The following is a 21,689-nucleotide window of genomic DNA, read 5'->3' as shown; positions in this document are numbered from 1 at the left end:
ACCTCAATGATAAACATCATTAAATGTAATTGTTAAACATCAGTTAACGTTAAAAAGGGAACCTGTCTCCAGGTTCCCTTCTTTGTATTTATATTCAATGCTTTATATTCAATTCTTAATTGAATGTTTACTATATAATGAAGTAATTATGCCAGCCTCATTTTGAAATCCTGATATCCGAATTCACGGACAACTTCGCAATCGCCGTCTTTTCTTTTGACTGCAATCGCTGGAAGCGGCATGCCGTTGAACGTGTTGGTTTTCACCATGGAGTAAATCGCCATGTCTTCGAATACCAGACGGTCGCCTTCTTGCAAAGGCTGATCGAATGAATAATCCCCAATCACGTCACCAGACAGACAGGTTTGTCCACCTAAGCGATACAGATGAGCCTTCTCACCCACTTCTCCCGAACCGATCAGCGGCGGGCGATATGGCATTTCCAGCACATCAGGCATATGGCATGTAGCTGAAGTATCCAGAATGGCAATGTCCATACCGTTCTTATGGAAGTCCAGCACAGAAGTCACCAGATAACCCGCATTCAGCGCAACAGCTTCTCCCGGCTCCAGATATACTTCCAGACCATAGTCGTTCTGCATACGCTTGATGCATGCTTCCAGTCTTGGAATATCATAATCTTCACGTGTGATATGGTGCCCACCACCGAAGTTGATCCATTCCATCTGCGGCAACCATTGTCCGAACTTCTCGACAACTGCATTTAGCGTAGTCTCCAGATCGTCGGAGTTTTGCTGACACAGTGTGTGGAAGTGCAGTCCGGAGACGCCTTCCAACAGGTCTGCATCGAAATCCTCCAGTTTTGCGCCAAAACGCGAACCCGGAGAACACGGATCGTAGATCTCATGTCCTTCTTGGGTAGAGCATTCAGGGTTGACGCGCAAGCCGACCTTACGGCCAGCCTGAAGCGCCTTATCCTTGAATTTTGCAAGCTGTGAAAAAGAATTGAAAATAATGTGATCGCAGATTGAGATAATCTCGTCGATCTCTTCTGCGCGGTATGCCGGAGCAAAGACATGATTCTCTTTGCCCATTTCCTCATGGCCCAGACGCGCTTCATACAAACCGCTCGCCGTTGCACCGCTCAGGTATTCTCCAATCAGCGGATACATCGCAGTCATGGAAAATGCTTTTTGAGCGAGCACGATTTTGGCACCTGTACGCTGCATAACACCGTTCAGGATTTGCAGGTTTTTCTCAATAAGCGCCTCGTCAACAACAAAACATGGTGTCGGTAATTGCTCGAACCGCATTTTAACGAACAAGCTCCGATTCTTTAACTTCTTCTGGCAGCTCATCAACGAGTACCGGGTTGAAGTCTTCTACCCATGGGAGGCCCCATTTGTTCAACTCTTCCATGAATGGATCTGGGTTGAACTCTTCTACATTATATACGCCTGGTTTGTTCCACTTGCCTGTCATGACCATTGCTGCACCGATCATAGCTGGAACGCCTGTTGTGTACGAGATTGCTTGGGAACCCACTTCTTTGTAGCACTCTTGGTGATCACAGATATTGTATACATAATATGTTTTGTCTTGACCATCTTTTTTGCCTTTGAAAATACAACCGATGTTTGTTTTACCCACAGTACGTGGTCCAAGGGATGCTGGATCCGGCAGTACTGCTTTCAGGAATTGCAGTGGAATAATTTGTTTACCTTCATATTCAATAGGCTCGATTGAAGTCATGCCTACATTTTCAAGAGCTTTCAAGTGAGTCAGGTAGCTTTGACCAAATGTCATGAAGAAACGGATACGTTTCAGACCTGGCATGTTTTTTGCCAAAGATTCCAATTCCTCATGGTACAACAGGTACATGTCTTTCTCTCCAACTTCTTTGAAGTCGTAGACACGTTTGATTTCCATCGGTTTTGTTTCGATCCATTCACCATTCTCCCAGTATCTTCCGTTCGCAGATACTTCGCGAATGTTGATCTCAGGGTTGAAGTTGGTTGCGAACGGATAGCCATGGTCGCCGCCATTGCAGTCCAGAATGTCGATGTACTCAATTTCGTCAAAGTAGTGCTTCAGGGCATAAGCGGAGAATACACCAGTCACACCTGGGTCAAATCCACTACCGAGCAATGCAGTGATGCCTGCTTGTTCAAAACGCTCTTTGTAATCCCATTGCCAGCTGTATTCAAACTTCGCTGTATCATGTGGCTCATAGTTCGCTGTGTCCATGTAATTTGTTTTAGTTGCAAGACAAGCATCCATGATTGTCAGATCTTGATACGGCAAAGCAAGGTTCATAACGATATCAGGTTTAACTTCGTTGATCAGAGCGATCAGTTCGTCAACATTGTCAGCATCTACTTGTGCTGTTGTAATTTTTGTTTTTCCGCCGTCCAGCTTGGCTTTGAGTTCATCACATTTGGATTTAGTACGACTCGCGATGCAGATTTCCTCAAAAACTTCGCTGTTTTGAACGCATTTGTGTACTGCCACGGAAGCAACGCCGCCGGCGCCGATGATTAGTGCTTTTCCCATTTTACATTCTCCTATCCCAATATGTATTTTTTTTAATTGGTTTAATACGATGACAACAAGACAACAAAAAAAGCAAGGTGAAAAATGCTCGCAATCGCGCATCATCACACTTGCTTATCGATATACATCATAAAAAAGACGTGAAGTCTCCATGACCAAAAAAGTTCACAAGAACTCCTTTGGCGGAAAGCTCCTTCATGTATATCAATATTGGATCAGAGTCTATATAGCAAATAATTCGCCTTTACCACTCTTATTGACCGTTTCACAAGTTGATGTGCAATTGCACTGGTTGTAAAGTAACCAACTTATAAAATTTGAGCTTTGAACTCAATCAATAAAGCAACGTAAGTTGCCAATCGGCGTTTGACCCGGCTGTCCGTATGGCCTTAACTTCCTGGTGAAGTGGTCAAAATTATCTGCTGGAAAGCTCTAATTCATATTGATAAATTAACTTCCCAAAATCACAGGTCTTACACTATCAGACGTTGAAAAAAAAATCAAGCAATTATCAAAAAATAATTTTTTGTCCGGATAACGACTAGGATTGAAATTGATATCCTTCGAATACTTTTAACCCTTCTTTGTTAAGTAATTCCCTTGTTACTTCAGGCTTTTGAGGACTTTTGTCGAATACTTCTTCACACGCGATCATGATGTTGCCACCAGCAATTTCCGCTAATTGATCATGGGATACACTATACACCAGCCTCCCCAGATTCGACCAAACCATCGCACCGGAACACATCACACACGGTTCACAACTCGTATACAGAGTGTATTCGCTCAGGTCAAACACGTGGTGTTCGGTACAATACTTTCGGATAAGCCCAATTTCTGCATGATGCGTAGGGTCACAAAAAGTGTTGATTTTATTTTCCCCAATCATGACGACCTCTCCGTTTTTCACCAGAATGGCTCCGAATGGTTCGTTTCCTTCTTTGCGAGCTTGCAGAGCAATTTCAATGGCTTTATGCATGAATTGTTCATCTTTATTCATAAGGTTAACCTCCACCACAAAAATTATGTATCCCACTTTATCTTTTACATTAAGCAGTGTTCAATCCAGTAACATGTTTCTTGTTCATTCCATTCTATCATCTATACCAATAAAGAGTATGACGAAAATTCGTCATACTCCAATGGGTCGTACTAAGTTTATCTATTAAAATTTCACAGGCAATGCTGCCAATCCCTGTGATGACAAAGCAGAATGCCACTGAATCTCTTCCTGAGGAATACTGAGTTGAATATCCGGTAGCCGACGTAAAAGCGTGGTAAACGCCACGTCCCCTTCTACACGAGCAAGGGGAGCGCCAAGACACATATGGATGCCGTGTCCAAAGGCCAAATGCCGTTTTATTTTGCGTTCGATATCCAAATCTTCGGGGTCAGTGAACTGCTGCTCGTCCCGATTCGCTGATTTCAGAAGGGGAATCACAACATCTCCCTTTTGAATCAATTGTCCATCCAACTCCGTGTCCTGTGTTGCATAACGAGGACCTGAAGAAGTGGCGGGTCCGTTATATCGTAGCAACTCCTCCACCGCAGAAGGAACCAAATTCAGATCTTGTTTCAGTTGTTCCAGTTGTTCGGGATGGGTCAGAAGAAGATAAGAGCCGGTTGCAATCAGATTGGAAGTTGTCTCATGTCCAGCAAATATCAATAACGTGATCATGGATATTAATTCATCTTCATTCAATCGATCCCCCTCCTCCTCAATCGCAATTAATTGACTGATGAGGTCATCTGAAGGTTCTACTCGTTTATTCGCCACAAGCTGTGAGGTGTACTCTGCGAATGATCGCAAGTGCTGCGCTACGGCAGGGTCCTGTTTACCAAAACCAAGACCTTTTGCAATGGCTTCAGACCATACATGGATCTGAGGTCGGTCTTCCTGAGGTATACCCAACATCTCGGAAATAACGTTGATTGGGAAAGGATAGGCATAGTCTTTTACAAGATCCATCTCTCCTTTTCCTTCGAATTGGTCAATCAACTCATCCGCAATTTCCTGAACGCGTGGACGCAGGCTTTCCATATATCTTGGCGTGAACGCTTTGGAAACCAGGCTACGCAGTCTCCGGTGATCCGGTTCATCAACAAAGAGCATCGACTTTCCGGTAAAAAAAGTCTGGGGTTCCGATGAACCAAGCTCGCCTGATAGATTCTTTCGAATATCATTGCCACTATCAATAGAGTTCATATCTACCGTAAATCGAGAGTGATCTTTCAGCACTTCCATGGCAACGTCCATCCGAGTTACAATCCAAGTTTGCCCTGCTCCACCCATCGGATTAGGAATAGGAACAACGGAGCCTTTGGAACGCATCTGTGCAAACATGGCAAATGGATCTTTACTATTTTCTTCGCTAAACAAATTAAATTCTACTTTTTCTGATGTCTGGTTATTCGAGTTATTCATATAAATCTTCCTTTCGAAGTGAAGTTATTCGAATCTATGGAAATATATGTTCATTCCGATTATATACTACTCGTATATTTAATTTCAAATGTCACAGTTTAAACAACATAAAACAACTGTTATAACAACATTTTATTAATATACTAATAGTATATTAATAAAAACTAGGGGCATAAAAAAGCAAAAAAAGAGGTTGGCTTTGAGCCAACCCCCATATTAATTCCGTTGCTTCACCAGTTCCAAGTACCACCAACAGGCTTCGGTCATTCTATTGGCTTCAGATTGGAACGCACTGGATTTGTACTCTTTGTGAAACGCCTGAAGCACCACTTCGATTACAGGTATATTTAAATCCTCTTGATCCTGTAATAGCGCTAAAAGCCCCTTCGAAAGTTGCTTTAATGATGCAGATTCCTTGGATTTTTGAACACGGTTGTTGAACTCATCAAATTCGATCAATACATTATCGATGTCCAGACCTATATCATCGTTACGCTCATCCGCATTCAGGAAATATAGAGACTGAAAGTCGAAAATATGTTCATTTCTCTGGTGCATGGTTCTTAGAATCACTTCAATGTACGTTAGTACTTTTGGAACTACTTCGCTCCATACCGGTTTTTGCGTATTTAGACTTCTTGATGTGTTGGCAATCTGATGTAATATGCCGTAACACAAAATTGCCCCTTCGTTGGCATATAAGCTAATGTCGTTCCCGTACACCTGAATCAAGCGTGTGGACAGCCATTTCAGGTGAACTGTAGCCAGCTTGGCTGAGTTGATCTCCCCGGAATAAAATCCCGTCCAATATAATTCCCATACTCGCTCTTTATTAGGTACAGACATAGGAATCGCAATCTGATCTACGAGCAGGTCATAATCCGATGTATAGTGATTTTGTTCAAGCTCTTTGCGAATGAAAACATCCTCTTGCATACGCTGATCAATAATCGAATATAAACAGTCTTCTTTTGAGCTGAAGAATTTGTAGAATGTGCCTTTGGATACACCTGATTGATCCAGGATCATCTGGATTGTTGTATTTGCATAGCTATGCTCTAAAAATAGCGCAAGTGCTGTTTCCAATAAACTTTGTTTACGACTACTCATGTCTCGTTATCGCCCCAAGTTTTTCTATTGATTTTAACATTCATTCCTCAGGAGTTGAAGCATTGATTCGCACTATAGCCGTCATATAAAATAATTGCACAATGAGTAAATTTGCACAATGAGCAACTTGTTTGTTATGATAAACCTCACAAAGTGCATGTTCAGTAAGTGTGCTCTTCTTAAAGAGAATTAAACCATAGTCATTGGTGTTGGAGGTGAACGCATAAGCGGAGAATAATGATTAAACGAAACTTGCGACATTTGAAGAAAGAAGCCACTGAAAAAGCACTTGCTGGTGCTGCATTTGAACTTACCCTTGAACATGGGCTTGATGGCTTTACGGTCGAAGATATCGTGCATCAGGTGGGTTGTTCACGTAGAACATTTGCAAACTACTTCACATGTAAAGAGGAAGCCGTAGCAAGAGGTGCGATATCCGTTCAGAATACAACGGAACTCGAAGAGTTACTTACCGAACTGCCCGACAACGTCTCCTTGCTTGACGTACTGTATAACCTGATCAAGATGCAACTTACAACAGAACTAATTGGAAGACTTCATCAGCTGCTCTCACTATCCCAGACTTATCCCGTGCTAGAACCGCATTACCTTGGAGCCATGCACCGGATGCAGACACAGGCACAAGATACCTTATTAGACTTATCCAACGGGAAGTATGACGAGATCTATACTTATCTTCTGATTAACGCACTATATGGAACGATACTGCCATTAATTGATGGAAGACTCAATGTGTTGCTGCCCGGACAAGTCATGACTGAAGATACCAAGCCCGGTGCTATCACCTTTGATCAATTTTTGGAAACCACATTTAATCATTTGCGGGCAGGATTCGAACATGCCAACCATCCACATTCATCATAGAGGAGTGTAAATTAGAGAAATGTCTACATTATTATACAGAGTGGGGAAAACCGCTTTTAGCAAACCTGCAACCTTCATCATTGGCTGGGTTTTAATTCTGGGAATTGTCATTTCCATGATCAGCATCAATGGTATTCACATCAGTTCTGAAATGAAGATTGAAGGCACAGAGTCACAGAAGGTACTGGATCAATTGGCAAAAGAACTGCCAGCCGCCTCCGGCGGTCAAGGAAGTGTTGTCTTCAAGGCACCCGACAACGAGCGTTTGGATACGCCTGAACGTTTGGCTGCCATGATGAAAGGTGTTAATGAAGTTTACGGATTAGACAAAGTCATTAATCCTGCGGACTATGCAGCTGAAGCGGGTAATTCGGGTGCTTCGGCGGAAATGGCTCAGAACGCTCAGGCTACCGATACGGCACAATCCGCAACAACCACGCCTCCTCCCTATGGACCTTTGATGGTCGATGGTGTTCCTGTACCTGGTATGCTGATCTCTTCGGACGGTAGTATTGCACTGTTCCAGTTCCAATTTACAATCGAGCAGTCTGCCATAACACAGGATGTATTTGATTCCGTTATTCAATCTGTTATGACAGTAGAGCAAGGAACCAACATTACGGTCTTGCCGGGCGAAACGCTCAAAACGGTATCGATTGGGGTTGGCTCGGCTGAGATTGTCGGATTGGTGATTGCTGTCATTGTATTGCTGATCACCCTTGGCTCCGTTGTTGCAGCAGGTCTGCCTCTGATCACCGCACTCCTCGGAGTTGCCATTGGAGTTGGTGGTGCGTTCTCCATTTCCAAATTCATCGAAATGCCTAGTGTTACTTCCGTCCTGGCTCTCATGGTTGGATTGGCTGTTGGAATCGATTATGCTCTCTTCATTGTTAATCGCCAGCGTCGAATGATCATTGATCAAGGCTTGAGCGCAAAAGAAGCCACTGCCAGAGCCATTGGTACATCGGGCAGCGCAGTATTTTTTGCCGGATTAACCGTCATTATTGCACTGTGCGGTATGCTTGTCATCGGTCTCACATTTTTGTCTACGATGGCTTTGGTCGCAGCTGCCACTGTACTCATTAACGTATTCGTTGCTTTAACCCTGTTGCCGGCTTTACTGGGATTGGTAGGAGAACGCATTTGTTCCGCCAAAGCTCGTGAGAAAAACACGAAACATCCTAAAGCCACTAGCCGCGGAGTCGCTGACAGATGGGTGAAATTCGTTATCAAAAATCGTTGGGCCACCATTATCGCCATCATCGTCATTCTTGGTTTTGCCGCGACGCCGATTACCAAAATGGAAATGGGTATTCCTGGCGCTTCCTCAGCGAATCTGGATACAACTGCAAGACAAAGTTATGATGCCATCTCCGAAGGCTTCGGGGAAGGATTTAACGGACCACTTATTCTGGTTGCAGAGCCTAATCAGTCTTCCGTAAAAGTTACACCGGAACTCATGGGTGGTCTGGTGATGGAACTCCAAGGTCAGAATAACGTTGCACAAGTCACACCGCTTGGTATGACAGAAGATTTAGCTATTTTCAGTCTCATTCCAAAAACGGGTCCTAACGATAATCTCACTAAAACACTGGTCACTGATCTACGCGCGGCTGATTCCAGCATCGCACAGACCTATGATGTGAAACTTGGAGTTACTGGACTCACAGCTGTTAACATCGATATGTCAGCCAAACTGGCGCAGGTGTTCCCTATTTATGTAGGCATCATAATCCTGCTGTCGCTGATCATCCTGTTACTTGTATTCCGTTCGATCATCGTTCCCATCAAAGCAACAATTGGCTTCCTGCTTAGTATCCTGGCTACATTCGGGATAACAACTGCTGTATTCCAATGGGGCTGGCTGCATTCGCTCTTTGGTTTCGATACCGGCGGCCCGCTGCTGAGCTTCATGCCGATCATCGTGACAGGTATCCTGTATGGCCTGGCGATGGACTATCAAGTCTTCCTTGTTAGCTCCATGCGGGAATCCTATGTGCATGGTCATCGCGGGACCGAATCCGTCGTTCATGGGTACAATCAGGTAAGTCGCGTGGTTGTTGCCGCAGCAGTGATTATGGTCTCTGTATTTGCAGGATTTATATTCACTGACGATGTCATGATCAAGCAGATTGGTTTCACTTTGGCGGTAGGCATTCTGATTGATGCTTTCATTATCCGAATGGGCTTGGTCCCTGCCATCATGGCTATTTTCGGAGACAAAGCTTGGGCACTTCCGAAATGGCTGGATCGCATTCTGCCAAACTTGGATGTTGAAGGCGAGAAGCTGATTGCTTCCCTGAATGCTGAAGAGCATACCAACACGAAGTCTGGATTAAAATAATCATTCCACTACAATCGTAATGGTAATACCACGTTTACTCATCACGACTACATTCACCAATACAAAGACCTCCTCTGTTTTTATAAACAGGAGGTCTTTTTTTCTACTCCAAATTTATGCGGTGATGTCTTCAATATGGATATTATATCGTGCGGATTGAGAAGCATTAACAAACGCTGCAAATAACTTTTGACTATAGTCATCTACGTTGTAGCTGTACTCTGGATGCCACTGCACTGCCAAAACAAATGAACGGTTTGGCATGACCACGGATTCCACGAGTCCATCTTCAGCAACTGCCACGGCAGTTAACTTATCCGACAACACCTTGATCCCCTGATGGTGATAACTGTTCACTTTTATCGTATCTGTGTGCAAAATATCGTATAGGATATTATTTTCCTCAATATGTACATCATGTACAAGATCCGTATACGGCGGACTTTGCTTATGATTAACGAACTTGTTCCCATGAAGTTGAAGACTAGTTGGAATGTCTTGATACAACGAACCACCCAAAATAACGTTAAATAGTTGTAGTCCACGGCATATGCCAAAGGCAGGCTTATCAAGCTCAATTACCTTATGTAATAACATCGACTCCATCATATCGCGTTCAATACATAACTCTCCGCAGGTAACCTCTGCATGCTCATGATACAGCTCAGGATTGATATCATGTCCCCCGGTGAACAGGAACCCATCGAACTGATTAGCCAGCGTTGCTATGATCTCGGTATCCGTTGTCAAAGGCAGCATAATTGGAATCCCACCTGCTCCTTCTATGGCGTTCATATAATCTGGAAGCATCCAGTAACTTTTTTTGTCAGTATCATATAAAGGCAGCACACCGATCATCGGCTTTTTCATGGCTTTACCTCCCAGCTTTTCATTCATTTTATCAGATCTCTTCCTATACAAATTCACTGAATTATTGCATTATCCTACCTCTATCATCTACGAACCCGTTTCATCCGGAATGCTGGAAAACTAAAAAAAAAAAAAAAAACAAAGCCGCATAACAGCGACTTTGTTTGTAGTTCCAATCCCATAAATATGGATTCATCTGATTAGTTTAAACCTCATCTCATCTAAGCTGCTTTTACAGTGGTTGTTTCGTCTGAATTCACTTGGATGGAACGCTGGCATATCAGGGTAACGATAAAAGCCAGCAAGGCAAGCATCACAGCAACTGGAGGCACCCACTGGACACCACCCATATTAACGGCAATTCCCCCAACGCCGGAGCCTAACGCTATACCCACATTGGCTGCCACAGGCAGGAGTGTAGATGCAAATGCTTTGGACCCCGGCGCGATCGATCCTGACACATCAAACAAATATAGCTGGGATGCCGCGCTCATGGAGGATGACAGACATCCAATCAGGAACAGGAATGCCAAGCCCATCCACACATTAGAAACGGTAAAACTCATGCCTAGGAAGAGGATGGCTTGAATTACAAAAAGCCGCTTGAGCTTGGGCAAGAAGTCACCCTTGGCTATTTTGGCACCAATCCAGTTACTCAGGATGCTGCAGGCACCATAGATCAGGAGTATGGCACTAATCCATTGTACTGGCACACCCATCGTCTCACTCAGGAGTGGCGTAATGTACGTAAAAACGACGAAAATACAGCTGTTTCCCAGTACCGGGATCAGACAGGCCAGCAATATCCGTGGTTTTAAAAAGAGAGACATCTGATCACTGAACGAACCTGCAATCGTAGTTGTTTGGCGTGGCAGAATACGGAACATGAACAGCAACGGTGCAACACCTATGCATGCCGTAACAACAAACGTCATGGACCAGCTCAGATGTTGTCCGATAAATGTACCCAGCGGAACACCTAGCACATTTGCAATTGAAAATCCGCCCAAAATCCAGGCGATAGCTTCCCCTCTTCGCTCCCGGTTCACTGCGTCGCTTACGATCGAGATCGAAAGCGATATCGTAAGTCCACAAGCAACGGCCGACACGATGCGAATGGCCATCAGAGAAGAGAACGTTGTTGAGAACACGGTCAATAGATTTAATGCTAACACGATTGCAAATCCAATCAATATGGAACTTCTTCTGGATATTTTGGCCAAGAAGGCCACAGCAAATGGTGTACCCACTGCGTATGCAATCGCAAAACCGGAGACAAGCATACCTGCGGCAGCAAGTGATACTTTCATGTAACTTTCAATTTCCTTCAACACACCCACGATCACATACTCAGTTGTTCCTAATACAAAGCTAACAAGCGTAAGCGTTAAAATAAGTAGGTTCTCTCTATTTCTAGTCATAAATCAATACTCACTAATCCTTTCCATTGTTGCAAGCGCTTCAATTCTGTCTACGATCATTAGTTCATGTATTTTCTGCTTTCCCATCCCTCCACTTTCGATATATAGTACATTTTGGATAGTGAAATTGTACTGTCAGATAAGCCATGCCGACAATCAAGGTTGTTGTGGTTTTATTGAAAAACATTATATATGTTGTCATTTCAACACAGACTTTCATTACAGATTCTGAAGGGAAGACATAGATGAATACACACCACGAATCCGGCCAACTGCATTCAAATCGAGATTGCACCATTATTTATGTAGGCAAACTGGCCGACAATCCCCATTGGAGTTTTCCGACGCATAAACATGACGATCTGCATGAGATTATCTACGTAACTGAAGGCAAAGGATTGTTCACCATTGACGGCATCAAACACTGGGCTCAAAAAGGGGACATGCTCATATATAACAAGGGTACTCTTCACGAGGAGAAGTCCAATCCTGAATTCCCGTTATCCACCTTTTATTGCGGCTTTCGTTTTACAGAAGGTACCCCCACCCTTGAGGATTGGGTCATCCCTCCCTCTAACATACCGATCATTCGAGCAAACCGTTATTCCGATGAGCTCCATTCGTTAATGCAGACTCTCTTCAATGAATTTTCAATCCGGGAACATGGTTATGAATCTATCTCTGGGCATGTCCTGAAAGCCATACTTCTGATCATTGATCGGCAGTCCCGTCAACAGCTTCCTAGTGGGGAGACTATTGGGAGTAACAACCTTGCCGAGAGCATTAAAGACTATTTGGATACCCACTATCGGCAAAACATTAAACTCAAAGAATTGGCAGATCAATTTCATATCGATTTTTATTACTTAATTCATATGTATAAAAATCACTATGGAACTTCTCCCTATCATTATCTGATTCAACGAAGAATGGGGGAAGCTACCCGATTATTAGTATCAACCAACAAAAAAATATGGGAGATCGCCAAACTGGTCGGTTACGATAATCCCAATTACTTTACAATTTTATTTACCAAAACGGTTGGTGAATCACCACGAAGTTTCCGAAAAAAGAATCAAAAGGATATGTTCGGGGATGAGGCATCACATTCTTATTAATCTCTCTTAACGCAAAAAGGCGCTCCATTGAGGAGCGCCTGGTGCTTTACATATCTCTTACATATCTCTTTACATATTTCATTACACATTTACTTACTTCTACTCTAGAGCTTAAATCGGCGAACCAACTCTTGCATGTTCGCAGCTGTTTTGGATAGCTGTGCAGAGGATGCAGATATCTCCTCCATTGCCGCCATTTGCTCTTGGGCTGCTGCTGAAGTTGTCTGAGCGCTATCTGCCGACACTTTAGAGATATGACTCATCGCTGCAACTGTAGCCGAGACTTCTTCCGTGCTGGCTGACAACTGTTCGGAGACAGCGGAAATATCCTGAATTTGATCCACGATATGCGTTGTATATTGTTCAATGTTGGATATGGTTGCGGAAGCTTCTTGGCTGATCCGCATGCCCTCACCAACTTGATTGCGAACTTTATCATTCATAAGAGATGTGGATTTGGCAATCAGATCGAGCATTTTGCCAATGGTAGCGCCAATGTCGTCCGCACTCTGTTTAGATTGCATGGATAACGTGCGCACCTCACCAGCAACGACAGCAAAACCTTTACCGTGTTCTCCTGCTCTTGAAGCTTCAATAGAGGCATTCAGTGATAGTAGGTTGGTTTGCCGAGAGATATCCGCAATCGCTTCATTCATTCGATTGGCTTCGGCGGACAGACTGGACAACTCATTAATCAATGCCGAGGTTTCTTCAACAGCTCCCAGAATATGTTCCATTTGTTCTCCAACCTGGTTTATGGTTTTCCCACCATTAGCAACAGCGCGCTCCGTCTCTTCAGCCGAATCAACGATGGCACTCGCAGATTCTGCAATTGTACTGATGCCTCTCGCCATCTCTTCTACGGCATTTGCGGTTTGTTCCGAATTTTCCGCCCCAACGATAGCTGATTCCGCAGTCTGCTGCATGGTTTCAGCCACATGTTGAACCGATTGGGTGGTTTGTTCGGTACTTTCCTGAATCATTTGGGAAGAGTGGCTTAACAACGATGACGTCTGATGAAGTTCAGCAACCACCGATTGAAGGGAACTGGTCATTTGGTCAAAATCATTTGCCAATATACCAAATTCGTTCTCGGTTTTAAGGTTAACCCGTTCGGACAGATTCCCTTCGCTTACGCTGCGAGTGGCCTTTCGCAGTTTTTGCATAGGTACAATAAAAGATCTCAGAATGAAGAAAATAATAACTCCGGCAATTAATACAGATACAGCAATGACGGTTAGACTTGATACCATGATGGGTTTCGCTGCGGCGATAAAGTCTTCATGGCCCATCAGAGCAATGACATTCCACCCCGTCAAAGCATTAACCCCGTTATATACCTCTAGATCATATGCCAGATCTGTTCTGACAAATTGAGAAAATGCCATCGGCTCATCGGAACTTGAAGCCGTATTTGGATGCACTGGAATTCCCTCGATGAGCGCTCCGCCGAGTTCTCCTCCCCCACCTTTTACAATGGCACCAGACCAAGCTGCGATGGTTCTATTGGAGTCAACCACAATCAGGCTCCCATTACCTCCTACATCCACATAAGATATTTCGTTTGCTAATCGCTCCAGATCAAGTTTAATACTTGCTGCACCTTGTTGATTTGAAAGAGCCTTTGAAATTTCTACATAAATCTTCCCGGATACCGGATCTGTCATAATACTCGAAAAAAAGAGTGCTCCATTGTTACTCATTCCATTGGTGTACCATGCTGTGCTGCGTGGATCATATGTTGCATCCTCTATTGCTGGAGATGATATAACACTGCCTTGGTCGCTGCCCACAGTGATGGCAAGAAGATCAGGATATGTATCAGCTAATTGGTCGATTCCTACTTGTACTGCTTCGTTGTTCGCCTGACCGGGAGTGGAGCCATACATACTGTCTATATAACTCAATAATGCTGCTTTTTCCCCTACCAGATTGTTAATATGCTGTCCTGCCATCGTTAATATGGTATTGATGGGCTCTGTCATTTTTTGTTGCACCTGATCTTTGGCACTATGATATGAGAAATAACCGATAAGTGCAGTGGGGATAATAAGCACCGCAAGGAAAGCTGCAATGAGTCTAGTACTCATTAATCGTAAACTGGCTCCTCCTTTCCTATAAAATGACCTTTTTTTCTTTTTCTTTTCCAAAGTGAATCTTCCTCTCTTTATCCATTTTTGGTAGAATCAATCGGCAAGTAAACGCAAAAAAACCCATATATATGCACACCCAAAGAGACTTTGAGCGTAAATATACATAGGTATTGCCTGAATGAATTCAGTAACAAGCCGTATTTGTTTAGTATTATAACATAAATAAAAAGGGTTTGTTAACTATGATTGGGTCTTTATACCAGACATCTGTTGTTTATAATCCGTAGGACTTAGCCCCGTATACTCTTTGAACACCTTCGAGAAATAGTGCTGATCGCTAAACGACAGCAAATCGGAAACTTCCTTAAACTTCATGTCCGGTTGACTTTCCATCAGTCTGCAGGCTTCCTGAATGCGAAGCTGGGTGTAATACTGAACAAACGTAATTTGCGTTGCATTTTTGATCACTCTGCTGACATACGACGGGCTAACGTGAAACTTCATGGCAATGTCGTTGATAGACAATGGAGAGTATTTATTTAGTTTTACGTAATCGTCAATCTGTTCGAACAGGATCGCCTTGCTTTTTCGAACGTGGGATTGCAGCATATCGAAGCACTGTCCCGTCCATTCCGTCATTTCCCGGCAAAAATCGGCATAGGACTGTGCATGGGCGAATTGTCTTGACCGAAGCTCCAGACCCAATCTCATGCCCGAGCCCTGTTCCTCGTACAGATGAGCAAACGTGTCTACAATCAATCCGATAAACCGCTCCACCTCGGTCATATGTACATTTTCCTCTGCCCATCGATTCATCAATTCGGATAACTTGAAAGCAAACCGTTCTTTCTGCCGAGCCTGTATCATCCGTACAAAAGCAGATTCCTGCACCGGATCCAGACAGCCTGTCTCGGATCTGGCCATCGACACCGGATTCCCGGTATCCAACACTATTCCTTGTTTCAACCGTTGCTGCTCAGACAAAATGGACGACATGCGGTGATAGAGCTCTGGCAGATTACCAGACTCAGCGAATAGAAGTTGTCCTCCAATGATCGCATCGATGTCATGCGCAACCAAATGCCGTCGCAACGATTCAAGACATTCATGTACGGAAGAGTACACCTCAAGTGCACTCTTGTTAACAAAAGCAACAAATTGATATGGGGTTTGACTGGTGTACACACGACAAGCATGGAATGCAAAAAAATCCTGCACTATACCCTCAAGTTCCACTTCCACCCATCGTTCATGCCCTGCGGTAAAAGGCTGTTTGCTCATAATGATCATCATCTGGCTGAATAAAGGTGGAAACTCCTCCCCCTGTTTCGGCGTAGTCTCACATTGGGGATGAATGATTTCCTGCAAATCCAGCAGTTCCTTGGACATCTGTTGATCAAGTTGGTCAATTACCCGACCCATGACTTCTTCAAGCGCCTCTCGCTCGACAGGTTTTAACAAATAGTCAAACACTTGCAGGTTCAATGCTTTTCTTGTGTATTCAAAATCGCTGTACCCACTAATTAGAATGACCTTCAGATCCGGGTTGGCAAGCTTGGCTTGCTCAATCAGGGACAGGCCATCCATTTTTGGCATTCGAATATCTGTCAACAGCAGATCAATCGGTTCCTGCTTTAACGCTGCCAAGGCTTCCTCTCCATTCGTTGCCGTAGCCGCTACACGAATCGGAAAGCTCAGCGTTTCCAGGAGCATTTTAATATTACGTAATATCGGTTTGCTATCCTCAACGATCATAACGTTATACATCGCCTATGCCTCCTAGTTAGTAAAAATCCTTTGTCAGTGAGCCGATGATTTGAATCGTTGCTCCATGTTGCTCTTCCGCATGATTGTTAAATATATTAATAAAGAGCCGGTTGTTATACATTAGTTTGAGTCGATTGACACTATTGATAATCCCCATATTACCAAGGGCTGTAGCACGATCGGCGGTCTGGTTCATTCCGGAACCTGATGCCTGAATATTGGCTAAAATCTCCTGGATCTTATCCGGTGGAAAGCCCTCTCCATTATCTTTGATCTCCAGTGCCCATAATCCGTTATATTGCTTCACCGTAATCTGGATACGCCAAGGCGGCGCGGTGTTGGCAAAGGCATGTTCAATGCAGTTTTCCACAAACGGCTGAATGACCAACCGCGGCAACCGGATATCGTTCGCCAGCTCGTCAGCACAGATGTCCCACTCCAGATCCTCTTCGTACTTTTGTTGTACAAGGGACAGATAATGTCTCGTATGTTGAAGCTCCTCAGCCAAAGTCACATGCGCGTATGGTGAAGAGACAATATAACGCAGACTGTCCGAAAGATGTTTGCACATATCCGATACAACTTTGGTCTTCCCCTCTTGGGCGGCAATACTGATCAGGTATAAGACATTATGAATAAAATGAGGTGCAATCTGGGCTTGCAGCGCCGAATTACGCGCCTTTACTTCTTCATGAAGCGCCGATTTTTCCCGGTCAATGGATTGCTGCAGCCTCTCCATCAGATCCTGAAAGGCTTCATTAAGCAATAAGAGATCGTTATTCTTCGGCGTTTCATCCACTTTCAGATTCATATTGCTGTAGTTCATGCGCCAGATCTGACCGCGTAGCTTGCGGATAGGCAGCAGCAGGTTACGTGTAGACAAGAAGATATACACAAACGAAACGAGCATCAGTGCTGTAATCAGCAGAATGGACATCGTCTGAACCGAATGGATCGAGCCTAGAACAGATTTTTTGGGCGTTATGATATACGTGATCCAGCCTGTACTGGGTGAAGTGGAATGCGTGATATAATTATCGTTTTTGTCCACATCCAGTCCCTCGTCTGATGCAGGCTTTGTCCAATTGGTAAATGTCACACCCGCTTCCGAGCCCGTCATCTGCTCCCCTTGTTCATTCAGAATATAGACATCCCCAGCAGTAATTCCCTCCGTTAGGTTCTGTATATAGGCCTGTTCCATCTGGATGCTAAGATAACCGTACACCTTGCCGTTCTGATCATTGATCGTGCGCACAAAGGAGATCGTATCGTCTTGACGCAGCAGAACAAAACCACTTTCTGTCCAGTCTCGTCCAACCTGACTACTCTCCATCATGGTGTTCAGGATTGCGGGAGGATTGCCCGAACCCAGATATGATGTCAGGAGGACCCCGTGATTGTCGTAGATGGACATGTCCTTGATATTCATGCTCGGCCCAATGGCCTGAAACATAATGTCTTTGATGATCCGAATTTGCTTCAGCCTTTCATAATTACTATGCGCTGAGGAGCTCTTGTCCATGGCTGCAAATATATTTTTGCTGGATAATATTCGCTGCGACATCTGGTTCTGTTGTTCTACGTATAGATCAACTTGCTCTCTTACCTTCGTAGCTGTAACGAGCGTATCCTGCTCCGTTTTCAGTTTGAGCGGGCGGACAACGATCACATTCACATAAACGATAAAACAGCCCAGCACAAACAAAAGCAGAGCCAGAAATGTCAGAAACACCTTTGTCTGCAAACTGAATTGAGTTGCTTTATGTATGAGCTTTGCCATTCTCAGAGATGCCCTCCTGTTCTGACATGATGTGAAATCCCTTATATTCATGTCTACTCTATCATGGTATTTCATGAAATGATAGCGATTTCAAGTTCAGGATTTTACACATCAACGTTCAAGCACAGACATGTACCGGGGCCAGAAAAGAATCTATAATCGGACTTGTAAACGGATTCACTACACGTTTTAGAGGGGGATTTGCATTGAAAACAATAAAAAGAAAAAAGGCGATTTCCATTATTCTGGCCAGTTTATTATCGGTCTCGTTAACGGCTTGTGGATCAGGAGGTACGGATTCCGGCACAGCTGCTGGTGGGGACAGCAAGAGTGGTAAAGTCACATTGGAGCTGGCGATCTCTAAAAGTTCCCAGGACTCTGCTTTCATCCAGCAGGACATTCTCGATGCATTCGAAAAACAAACGAACATTCGCGTCAATTTGCAGCTGATTCCAGCGGAACAAACAACAACTGTACTGCAAACCAAACTGGCTGTAGATGAAACGCCTGACATTATTCAATACAATCTGGCGAGCGCAGTCACAGACCTAAACCTTGAACGTAACTTCGAGATTCTGGATAACGAGCCTTGGGCGAGCAGAATTGTGAACAAAGACGTCCTCTCTTCTGGTGGTCATCTCTATAGCTTCCATGTCAGCCAAGATACAGGGATGCAAGGGGTCGTTTATAACAAACAAATCTTTGAAGAACTCGGTTTGTCGATTCCAACCAACTACGAAGAATTCCTGGCGATCTGTGAAAAAATCAAAGCAAGTGGCATTACGCCTGTATTTATGCCTTACAAAGATGCCTGGGCTGCCAACATCTGGCCTGCTGCAGCTTTTGCCGATTTTGTAGCCAAAAATGAACCGACTTTTTTTGATGAGTTGAACAGCAATAAGAAAAAATGGTCTGATATCCCGAAATTCAAAACATTCCTGGAACAACAATATGAAATTTACACCAAAGGTTACACCAACACGGATGTACTTAGCGACAGCTATGACATGGCCGTAGGTAAATTCCTGAACAAGGAAGTAGCCATGATGTTTATGGGCGATTGGTTAATCGAAGGCGTGGCCGAGCAAGATCCCAATATGGAATTGGGCGTATTCCCGATTCCATCGTTGGATAATGCCAGTCTGGGTGCAAGTCCACTGGGCGGACAACTGTTCATTCCGAAGAAATCCAAACATCTGGATGAAGCCAAACAGTTCCTGGACTATATCGCTTCCAAGGATGTCGCACAACAGATCGTGGATTCCAAAGGATACGTATCTAATTTCAGTGACGTGACTACACCGGAACTGCCAGCCTACAAACAGGATATTGTAGACAATTATATTACGCCGAAGAAAACCGTGCTGACAACGGATGCTTTCATGCTGGTCGACCGCAGCGAACTGTATCGGTTGTTACAGGATCAATTTGCAGGTGGTTTGTCACCGGAAGAAGTACTGAAATCCTGGGATGAGAAGTTCAGTCAGCTGATGCAGGATAAAGGTATAGAAGGTTTCTAAAGAGTGAAATACAAGGCAGCATAACATGGACGATCGTTATGCTGCCTAGCTATAACGGAGTGTGAGACATGAAAAGGACTAAAAATTTGTATTCGTATTACATGATATTTCCCGCACTGATCATCTACTCCATCTTTTTCGTTGTGCCTGCTCTCGCCGCTTTCTATTACTCATTCACGGATTGGCGGCTGGATCGGCTGGAGCTGAAGTTCATCGGGTGGGATAATTTCCAGAAAATTTTCACGGACAAAACGCTTATTCTGGCGCTGAAAAACACGGCGATATTTGCAATCGTCACTGTAGTTGGCAAAAATGTCATCGGCCTATTGCTGGCCGTAGGACTTAACATGCGTTTAAGAACGAAGAACCTTCTGCGTGCGATTTTCTACTCCCCTTCCATTCTCAGCATCCTTGTGATCAGCATTCTGTTCACTCCCATGTTGCGTACCGAAGGTACAATCAACAATTTGTTGGAATCTGTTGGGTTACATTCGTTAAGCCAAGCTTGGCTGACCAACCCATCGATTGTGATCTGGACGATTGCCATCGTCTCGATCTGGCAGAGTGCCGGGTTCCAGATGGCCATCTATCTGGCGGGCCTGCAGTCCATTTCTCAAGAGTATTACGAGGCAGCCAAGATTGATGGCGCAAGTTCGTGGAGAAGTTTTTTCAAAATCACACTACCACTCTTGCTGCCCGCCATTAACATTAACCTGATGCTGACATTGATCGGTGGACTTAAAGTATTCTCCGAAGTATATGTCATGACCGGTGGTGGACCGGGTAACGCTTCACAGGTCGTAGGTACGATCATTCTGCGATCTTTCGGCGAAGGCAACTGGGGACTTGGTACCGCGGTCAACACCCTTCTGTTCGTGGTCGTTACCATTATCGCTATACCGCTATTGATCTTCATGCGGCGTAAGGAGGTTACGGAATAACATGGGCTATACACGCAAACTCGCCATCCGCAACTATATCGTGGAAGGTTTCCTGATTCTGGCCTCTCTTATCGTTCTGTTGCCGCTTGTCATTCTGATCTTTGGTTCATTCAAAACCAGCGCCGAAGTGCTCAGCTTCTCCCTGAGTTTTCCGGAAACATGGCAGTTCTCGAACTATGTTCGTGTCTTCCAGGAAGGCGGACTGTCGCGAGCGTTCTTCAACAGCATTTTGATTACTGGTGTATCGTCCATCATTAATATCGTTGCCTCTTCGGCAGCGGCATTCATTCTGGCACGTCGGGAAACCAAACTATCCGGCACGATCTACATGTATTTCTTCATGGGATTGATTGCACCAATGTCGATTATTACGACCATACGGGTTGTACAGGGATTGGGATTCTACGGCAGCATTACAAGTGTCATCCTGATCTATGCCGCATTGAACACGGCCTTCAGTGTATTCTTGTATAGTGGATTCATCAAAACCATTCCACGAGCGCTGGACGAAGTGGCATTTTTGGAAGGAGCAAGTGTGTTCGGCGTATTCTTCCGCATCGTCACACCGCTCATCCTGCCCGTTAACGCAACGGTAGCGATCATGGTGTTCATGTCCGTCTGGAATGACATCACGATTCCGGTATACTTCCTGACAGACAGTTCCACCTGGACGATGCCACTGTCGATCTACAATTTCTACGGCAAATATAGCCGGGACTGGAACCTGATCTTCGCCAATCTTGTGCTTACTTCACTGCCTGTATTCATCCTGTATCTATTCGGGCAAAAATATATCGTCAGCGGCCTTACTGCCGGTGCAGTTAAAGGCTAAACCTCATATTCTCGCGGTTCTCAAGGCATAGAATTGGAGTATTCATGACGTACTCAACCCCCACCATAT

At 44.3% G+C, this 21,689-nt stretch carries 16 protein-coding genes; 6 read left to right on the top strand and 10 right to left on the bottom strand.

Going from position 1 to position 21,689, the window contains the following annotated elements; genetic code table 11:
* Positions 1–146: 146 nt before the first annotated feature.
* The 5 genes from nspC to MHI12_RS14560 all read right to left on the bottom strand — a co-directional run bounded on the left by nspC (position 147) and on the right by MHI12_RS14560 (position 6,049).
* Entirely contained in the window at positions 147–1,274 is a 1,128-nt protein-coding gene (nspC, locus tag MHI12_RS14580) for a carboxynorspermidine decarboxylase (RefSeq protein WP_036670896.1), read from the bottom strand.
* A gap of 1 nt (position 1,275) precedes the next feature.
* Positions 1,276–2,514 carry a saccharopine dehydrogenase family protein gene (locus MHI12_RS14575; RefSeq protein WP_017688530.1) on the bottom strand — a complete coding sequence of 413 codons (1,239 nt, stop codon included), beginning with the start codon at positions 2,512–2,514 and terminating at the stop codon, positions 1,276–1,278.
* A gap of 541 nt (positions 2,515–3,055) precedes the next feature.
* Entirely contained in the window at positions 3,056–3,514 is a 459-nt protein-coding gene (locus MHI12_RS14570; RefSeq protein ID WP_340967638.1) for a nucleoside deaminase, read from the bottom strand.
* Positions 3,515–3,679: 165 nt separating this feature from the next.
* Positions 3,680–4,939, bottom strand: a complete 1,260-nt coding sequence (locus tag MHI12_RS14565; protein WP_405172790.1) for a cytochrome P450 — start codon at positions 4,937–4,939, stop codon at positions 3,680–3,682.
* Positions 4,940–5,155: 216 nt separating this feature from the next.
* Positions 5,156–6,049: a TetR/AcrR family transcriptional regulator gene (locus MHI12_RS14560; RefSeq protein WP_340914738.1), complete on the bottom strand. Its 894-nt coding sequence runs from the start codon at positions 6,047–6,049 to the stop codon at positions 5,156–5,158.
* A 237-nt stretch (positions 6,050–6,286) separates the two neighbouring features.
* Here MHI12_RS14560 and MHI12_RS14555 point away from each other — a divergent pair, with 237 nt between their 5' ends.
* Positions 6,287–6,934, top strand: coding sequence for a TetR/AcrR family transcriptional regulator (locus MHI12_RS14555; protein ID WP_340914739.1), 648 nt, complete (start codon positions 6,287–6,289; stop codon positions 6,932–6,934).
* Between the two features lie 19 nt (positions 6,935–6,953).
* Complete coding sequence (locus MHI12_RS14550) at positions 6,954–9,278, top strand: MMPL family transporter (protein WP_405172789.1); 2,325 nt, start codon at positions 6,954–6,956, stop codon at positions 9,276–9,278.
* Between the two features lie 114 nt (positions 9,279–9,392).
* On the opposite strand, the gene MHI12_RS14545 is transcribed toward MHI12_RS14550, so the two are convergent.
* Both MHI12_RS14545 and MHI12_RS14540 read right to left on the bottom strand, forming a co-directional pair.
* Complete coding sequence (locus tag MHI12_RS14545) at positions 9,393–10,148, bottom strand: gamma-glutamyl-gamma-aminobutyrate hydrolase family protein (protein WP_405172788.1); 756 nt, start codon at positions 10,146–10,148, stop codon at positions 9,393–9,395.
* Between the two features lie 221 nt (positions 10,149–10,369).
* On the bottom strand, positions 10,370–11,569 hold the full coding sequence (locus tag MHI12_RS14540; protein ID WP_405172787.1) for an MFS transporter: 1,200 nt from the start codon (positions 11,567–11,569) through the stop codon (positions 10,370–10,372).
* Positions 11,570–11,814: 245 nt separating this feature from the next.
* On the opposite strand from MHI12_RS14540, the gene MHI12_RS14535 reads away from it, so the two are divergent.
* Positions 11,815–12,687 (top strand): helix-turn-helix domain-containing protein, encoded by an 873-nt coding sequence (locus tag MHI12_RS14535; protein ID WP_405172786.1) that lies wholly within the window; start codon positions 11,815–11,817, stop codon positions 12,685–12,687.
* Between the two features lie 104 nt (positions 12,688–12,791).
* On the opposite strand, the gene MHI12_RS14530 is transcribed toward MHI12_RS14535, so the two are convergent.
* The 3 genes from MHI12_RS14530 to MHI12_RS14520 all read right to left on the bottom strand — a co-directional run bounded on the left by MHI12_RS14530 (position 12,792) and on the right by MHI12_RS14520 (position 18,327).
* A complete protein-coding gene (locus MHI12_RS14530) occupies positions 12,792–14,777 on the bottom strand; it encodes a methyl-accepting chemotaxis protein (RefSeq protein ID WP_340914744.1) in 1,986 nt (661 codons plus the stop codon).
* Between the two features lie 243 nt (positions 14,778–15,020).
* Positions 15,021–16,547 carry a response regulator gene (locus tag MHI12_RS14525; protein WP_405172785.1) on the bottom strand — a complete coding sequence of 509 codons (1,527 nt, stop codon included), beginning with the start codon at positions 16,545–16,547 and terminating at the stop codon, positions 15,021–15,023.
* Between the two features lie 16 nt (positions 16,548–16,563).
* Positions 16,564–18,327: a sensor histidine kinase gene (locus MHI12_RS14520; protein WP_405172784.1), complete on the bottom strand. Its 1,764-nt coding sequence runs from the start codon at positions 18,325–18,327 to the stop codon at positions 16,564–16,566.
* 206 nt (positions 18,328–18,533) lie between these two features.
* Between MHI12_RS14520 and MHI12_RS14515 the strand changes: the two genes are divergently transcribed.
* The 3 genes from MHI12_RS14515 (at position 18,534) to MHI12_RS14505 (ending at position 21,620) form a co-directional block, all read left to right on the top strand.
* The gene (locus MHI12_RS14515; protein WP_405172783.1) at positions 18,534–19,847 is read left to right on the top strand and encodes an ABC transporter substrate-binding protein; all 1,314 of its coding nucleotides are present in this window, start codon (positions 18,534–18,536) and stop codon (positions 19,845–19,847) included.
* Positions 19,848–19,915: 68 nt separating this feature from the next.
* Positions 19,916–20,788: a carbohydrate ABC transporter permease gene (locus MHI12_RS14510; RefSeq protein ID WP_405172782.1), complete on the top strand. Its 873-nt coding sequence runs from the start codon at positions 19,916–19,918 to the stop codon at positions 20,786–20,788.
* 1 nt (position 20,789) lies between these two features.
* Positions 20,790–21,620, top strand: a complete 831-nt coding sequence (locus MHI12_RS14505) for a carbohydrate ABC transporter permease (RefSeq protein WP_017688542.1) — start codon at positions 20,790–20,792, stop codon at positions 21,618–21,620.
* Positions 21,621–21,689 lie beyond the last annotated feature (69 nt).

It is taken from the genome of Paenibacillus sp. FSL H8-0280 (assembly GCF_045040665.1).
Taxonomy (GTDB): domain Bacteria; phylum Bacillota; class Bacilli; order Paenibacillales; family Paenibacillaceae; genus Paenibacillus; species Paenibacillus xylanexedens_A.
The sequence above is the reverse complement of the archived record's forward strand: the minus strand, read 5'-3'. Positions and strand labels throughout refer to the sequence as shown.

Bases quoted from the DNA above. Each gene is read 5' to 3' on its own strand.
- nspC (WP_036670896.1), bottom strand. From the start codon at position 1,274: ATGCGGTTCGAGCAATTACCGACACCATGTTTTGTTGTTGACGAGGCG.
- MHI12_RS14575 (WP_017688530.1), bottom strand. From the start codon at position 2,514: ATGGGAAAAGCACTAATCATCGGCGCCGGCGGCGTTGCTTCCGTGGCA.
- MHI12_RS14570 (WP_340967638.1), bottom strand. From the start codon at position 3,514: ATGAATAAAGATGAACAATTCATGCATAAAGCCATTGAAATTGCTCTG.
- MHI12_RS14565 (WP_405172790.1), bottom strand. From the start codon at position 4,939: ATGAATAACTCGAATAACCAGACATCAGAAAAAGTAGAATTTAATTTG.
- MHI12_RS14560 (WP_340914738.1), bottom strand. From the start codon at position 6,049: ATGAGTAGTCGTAAACAAAGTTTATTGGAAACAGCACTTGCGCTATTT.
- MHI12_RS14555 (WP_340914739.1), top strand. From the start codon at position 6,287: ATGATTAAACGAAACTTGCGACATTTGAAGAAAGAAGCCACTGAAAAA.
- MHI12_RS14550 (WP_405172789.1), top strand. From the start codon at position 6,954: ATGTCTACATTATTATACAGAGTGGGGAAAACCGCTTTTAGCAAACCT.
- MHI12_RS14545 (WP_405172788.1), bottom strand. From the start codon at position 10,148: ATGAAAAAGCCGATGATCGGTGTGCTGCCTTTATATGATACTGACAAA.
- MHI12_RS14540 (WP_405172787.1), bottom strand. From the start codon at position 11,569: ATGACTAGAAATAGAGAGAACCTACTTATTTTAACGCTTACGCTTGTT.
- MHI12_RS14535 (WP_405172786.1), top strand. From the start codon at position 11,815: ATGAATACACACCACGAATCCGGCCAACTGCATTCAAATCGAGATTGC.
- MHI12_RS14530 (WP_340914744.1), bottom strand. From the start codon at position 14,777: ATGAGTACTAGACTCATTGCAGCTTTCCTTGCGGTGCTTATTATCCCC.
- MHI12_RS14525 (WP_405172785.1), bottom strand. From the start codon at position 16,547: ATGTATAACGTTATGATCGTTGAGGATAGCAAACCGATATTACGTAAT.
- MHI12_RS14520 (WP_405172784.1), bottom strand. From the start codon at position 18,327: ATGGCAAAGCTCATACATAAAGCAACTCAATTCAGTTTGCAGACAAAG.
- MHI12_RS14510 (WP_405172782.1), top strand. From the start codon at position 19,916: ATGAAAAGGACTAAAAATTTGTATTCGTATTACATGATATTTCCCGCA.
- MHI12_RS14505 (WP_017688542.1), top strand. From the start codon at position 20,790: ATGGGCTATACACGCAAACTCGCCATCCGCAACTATATCGTGGAAGGT.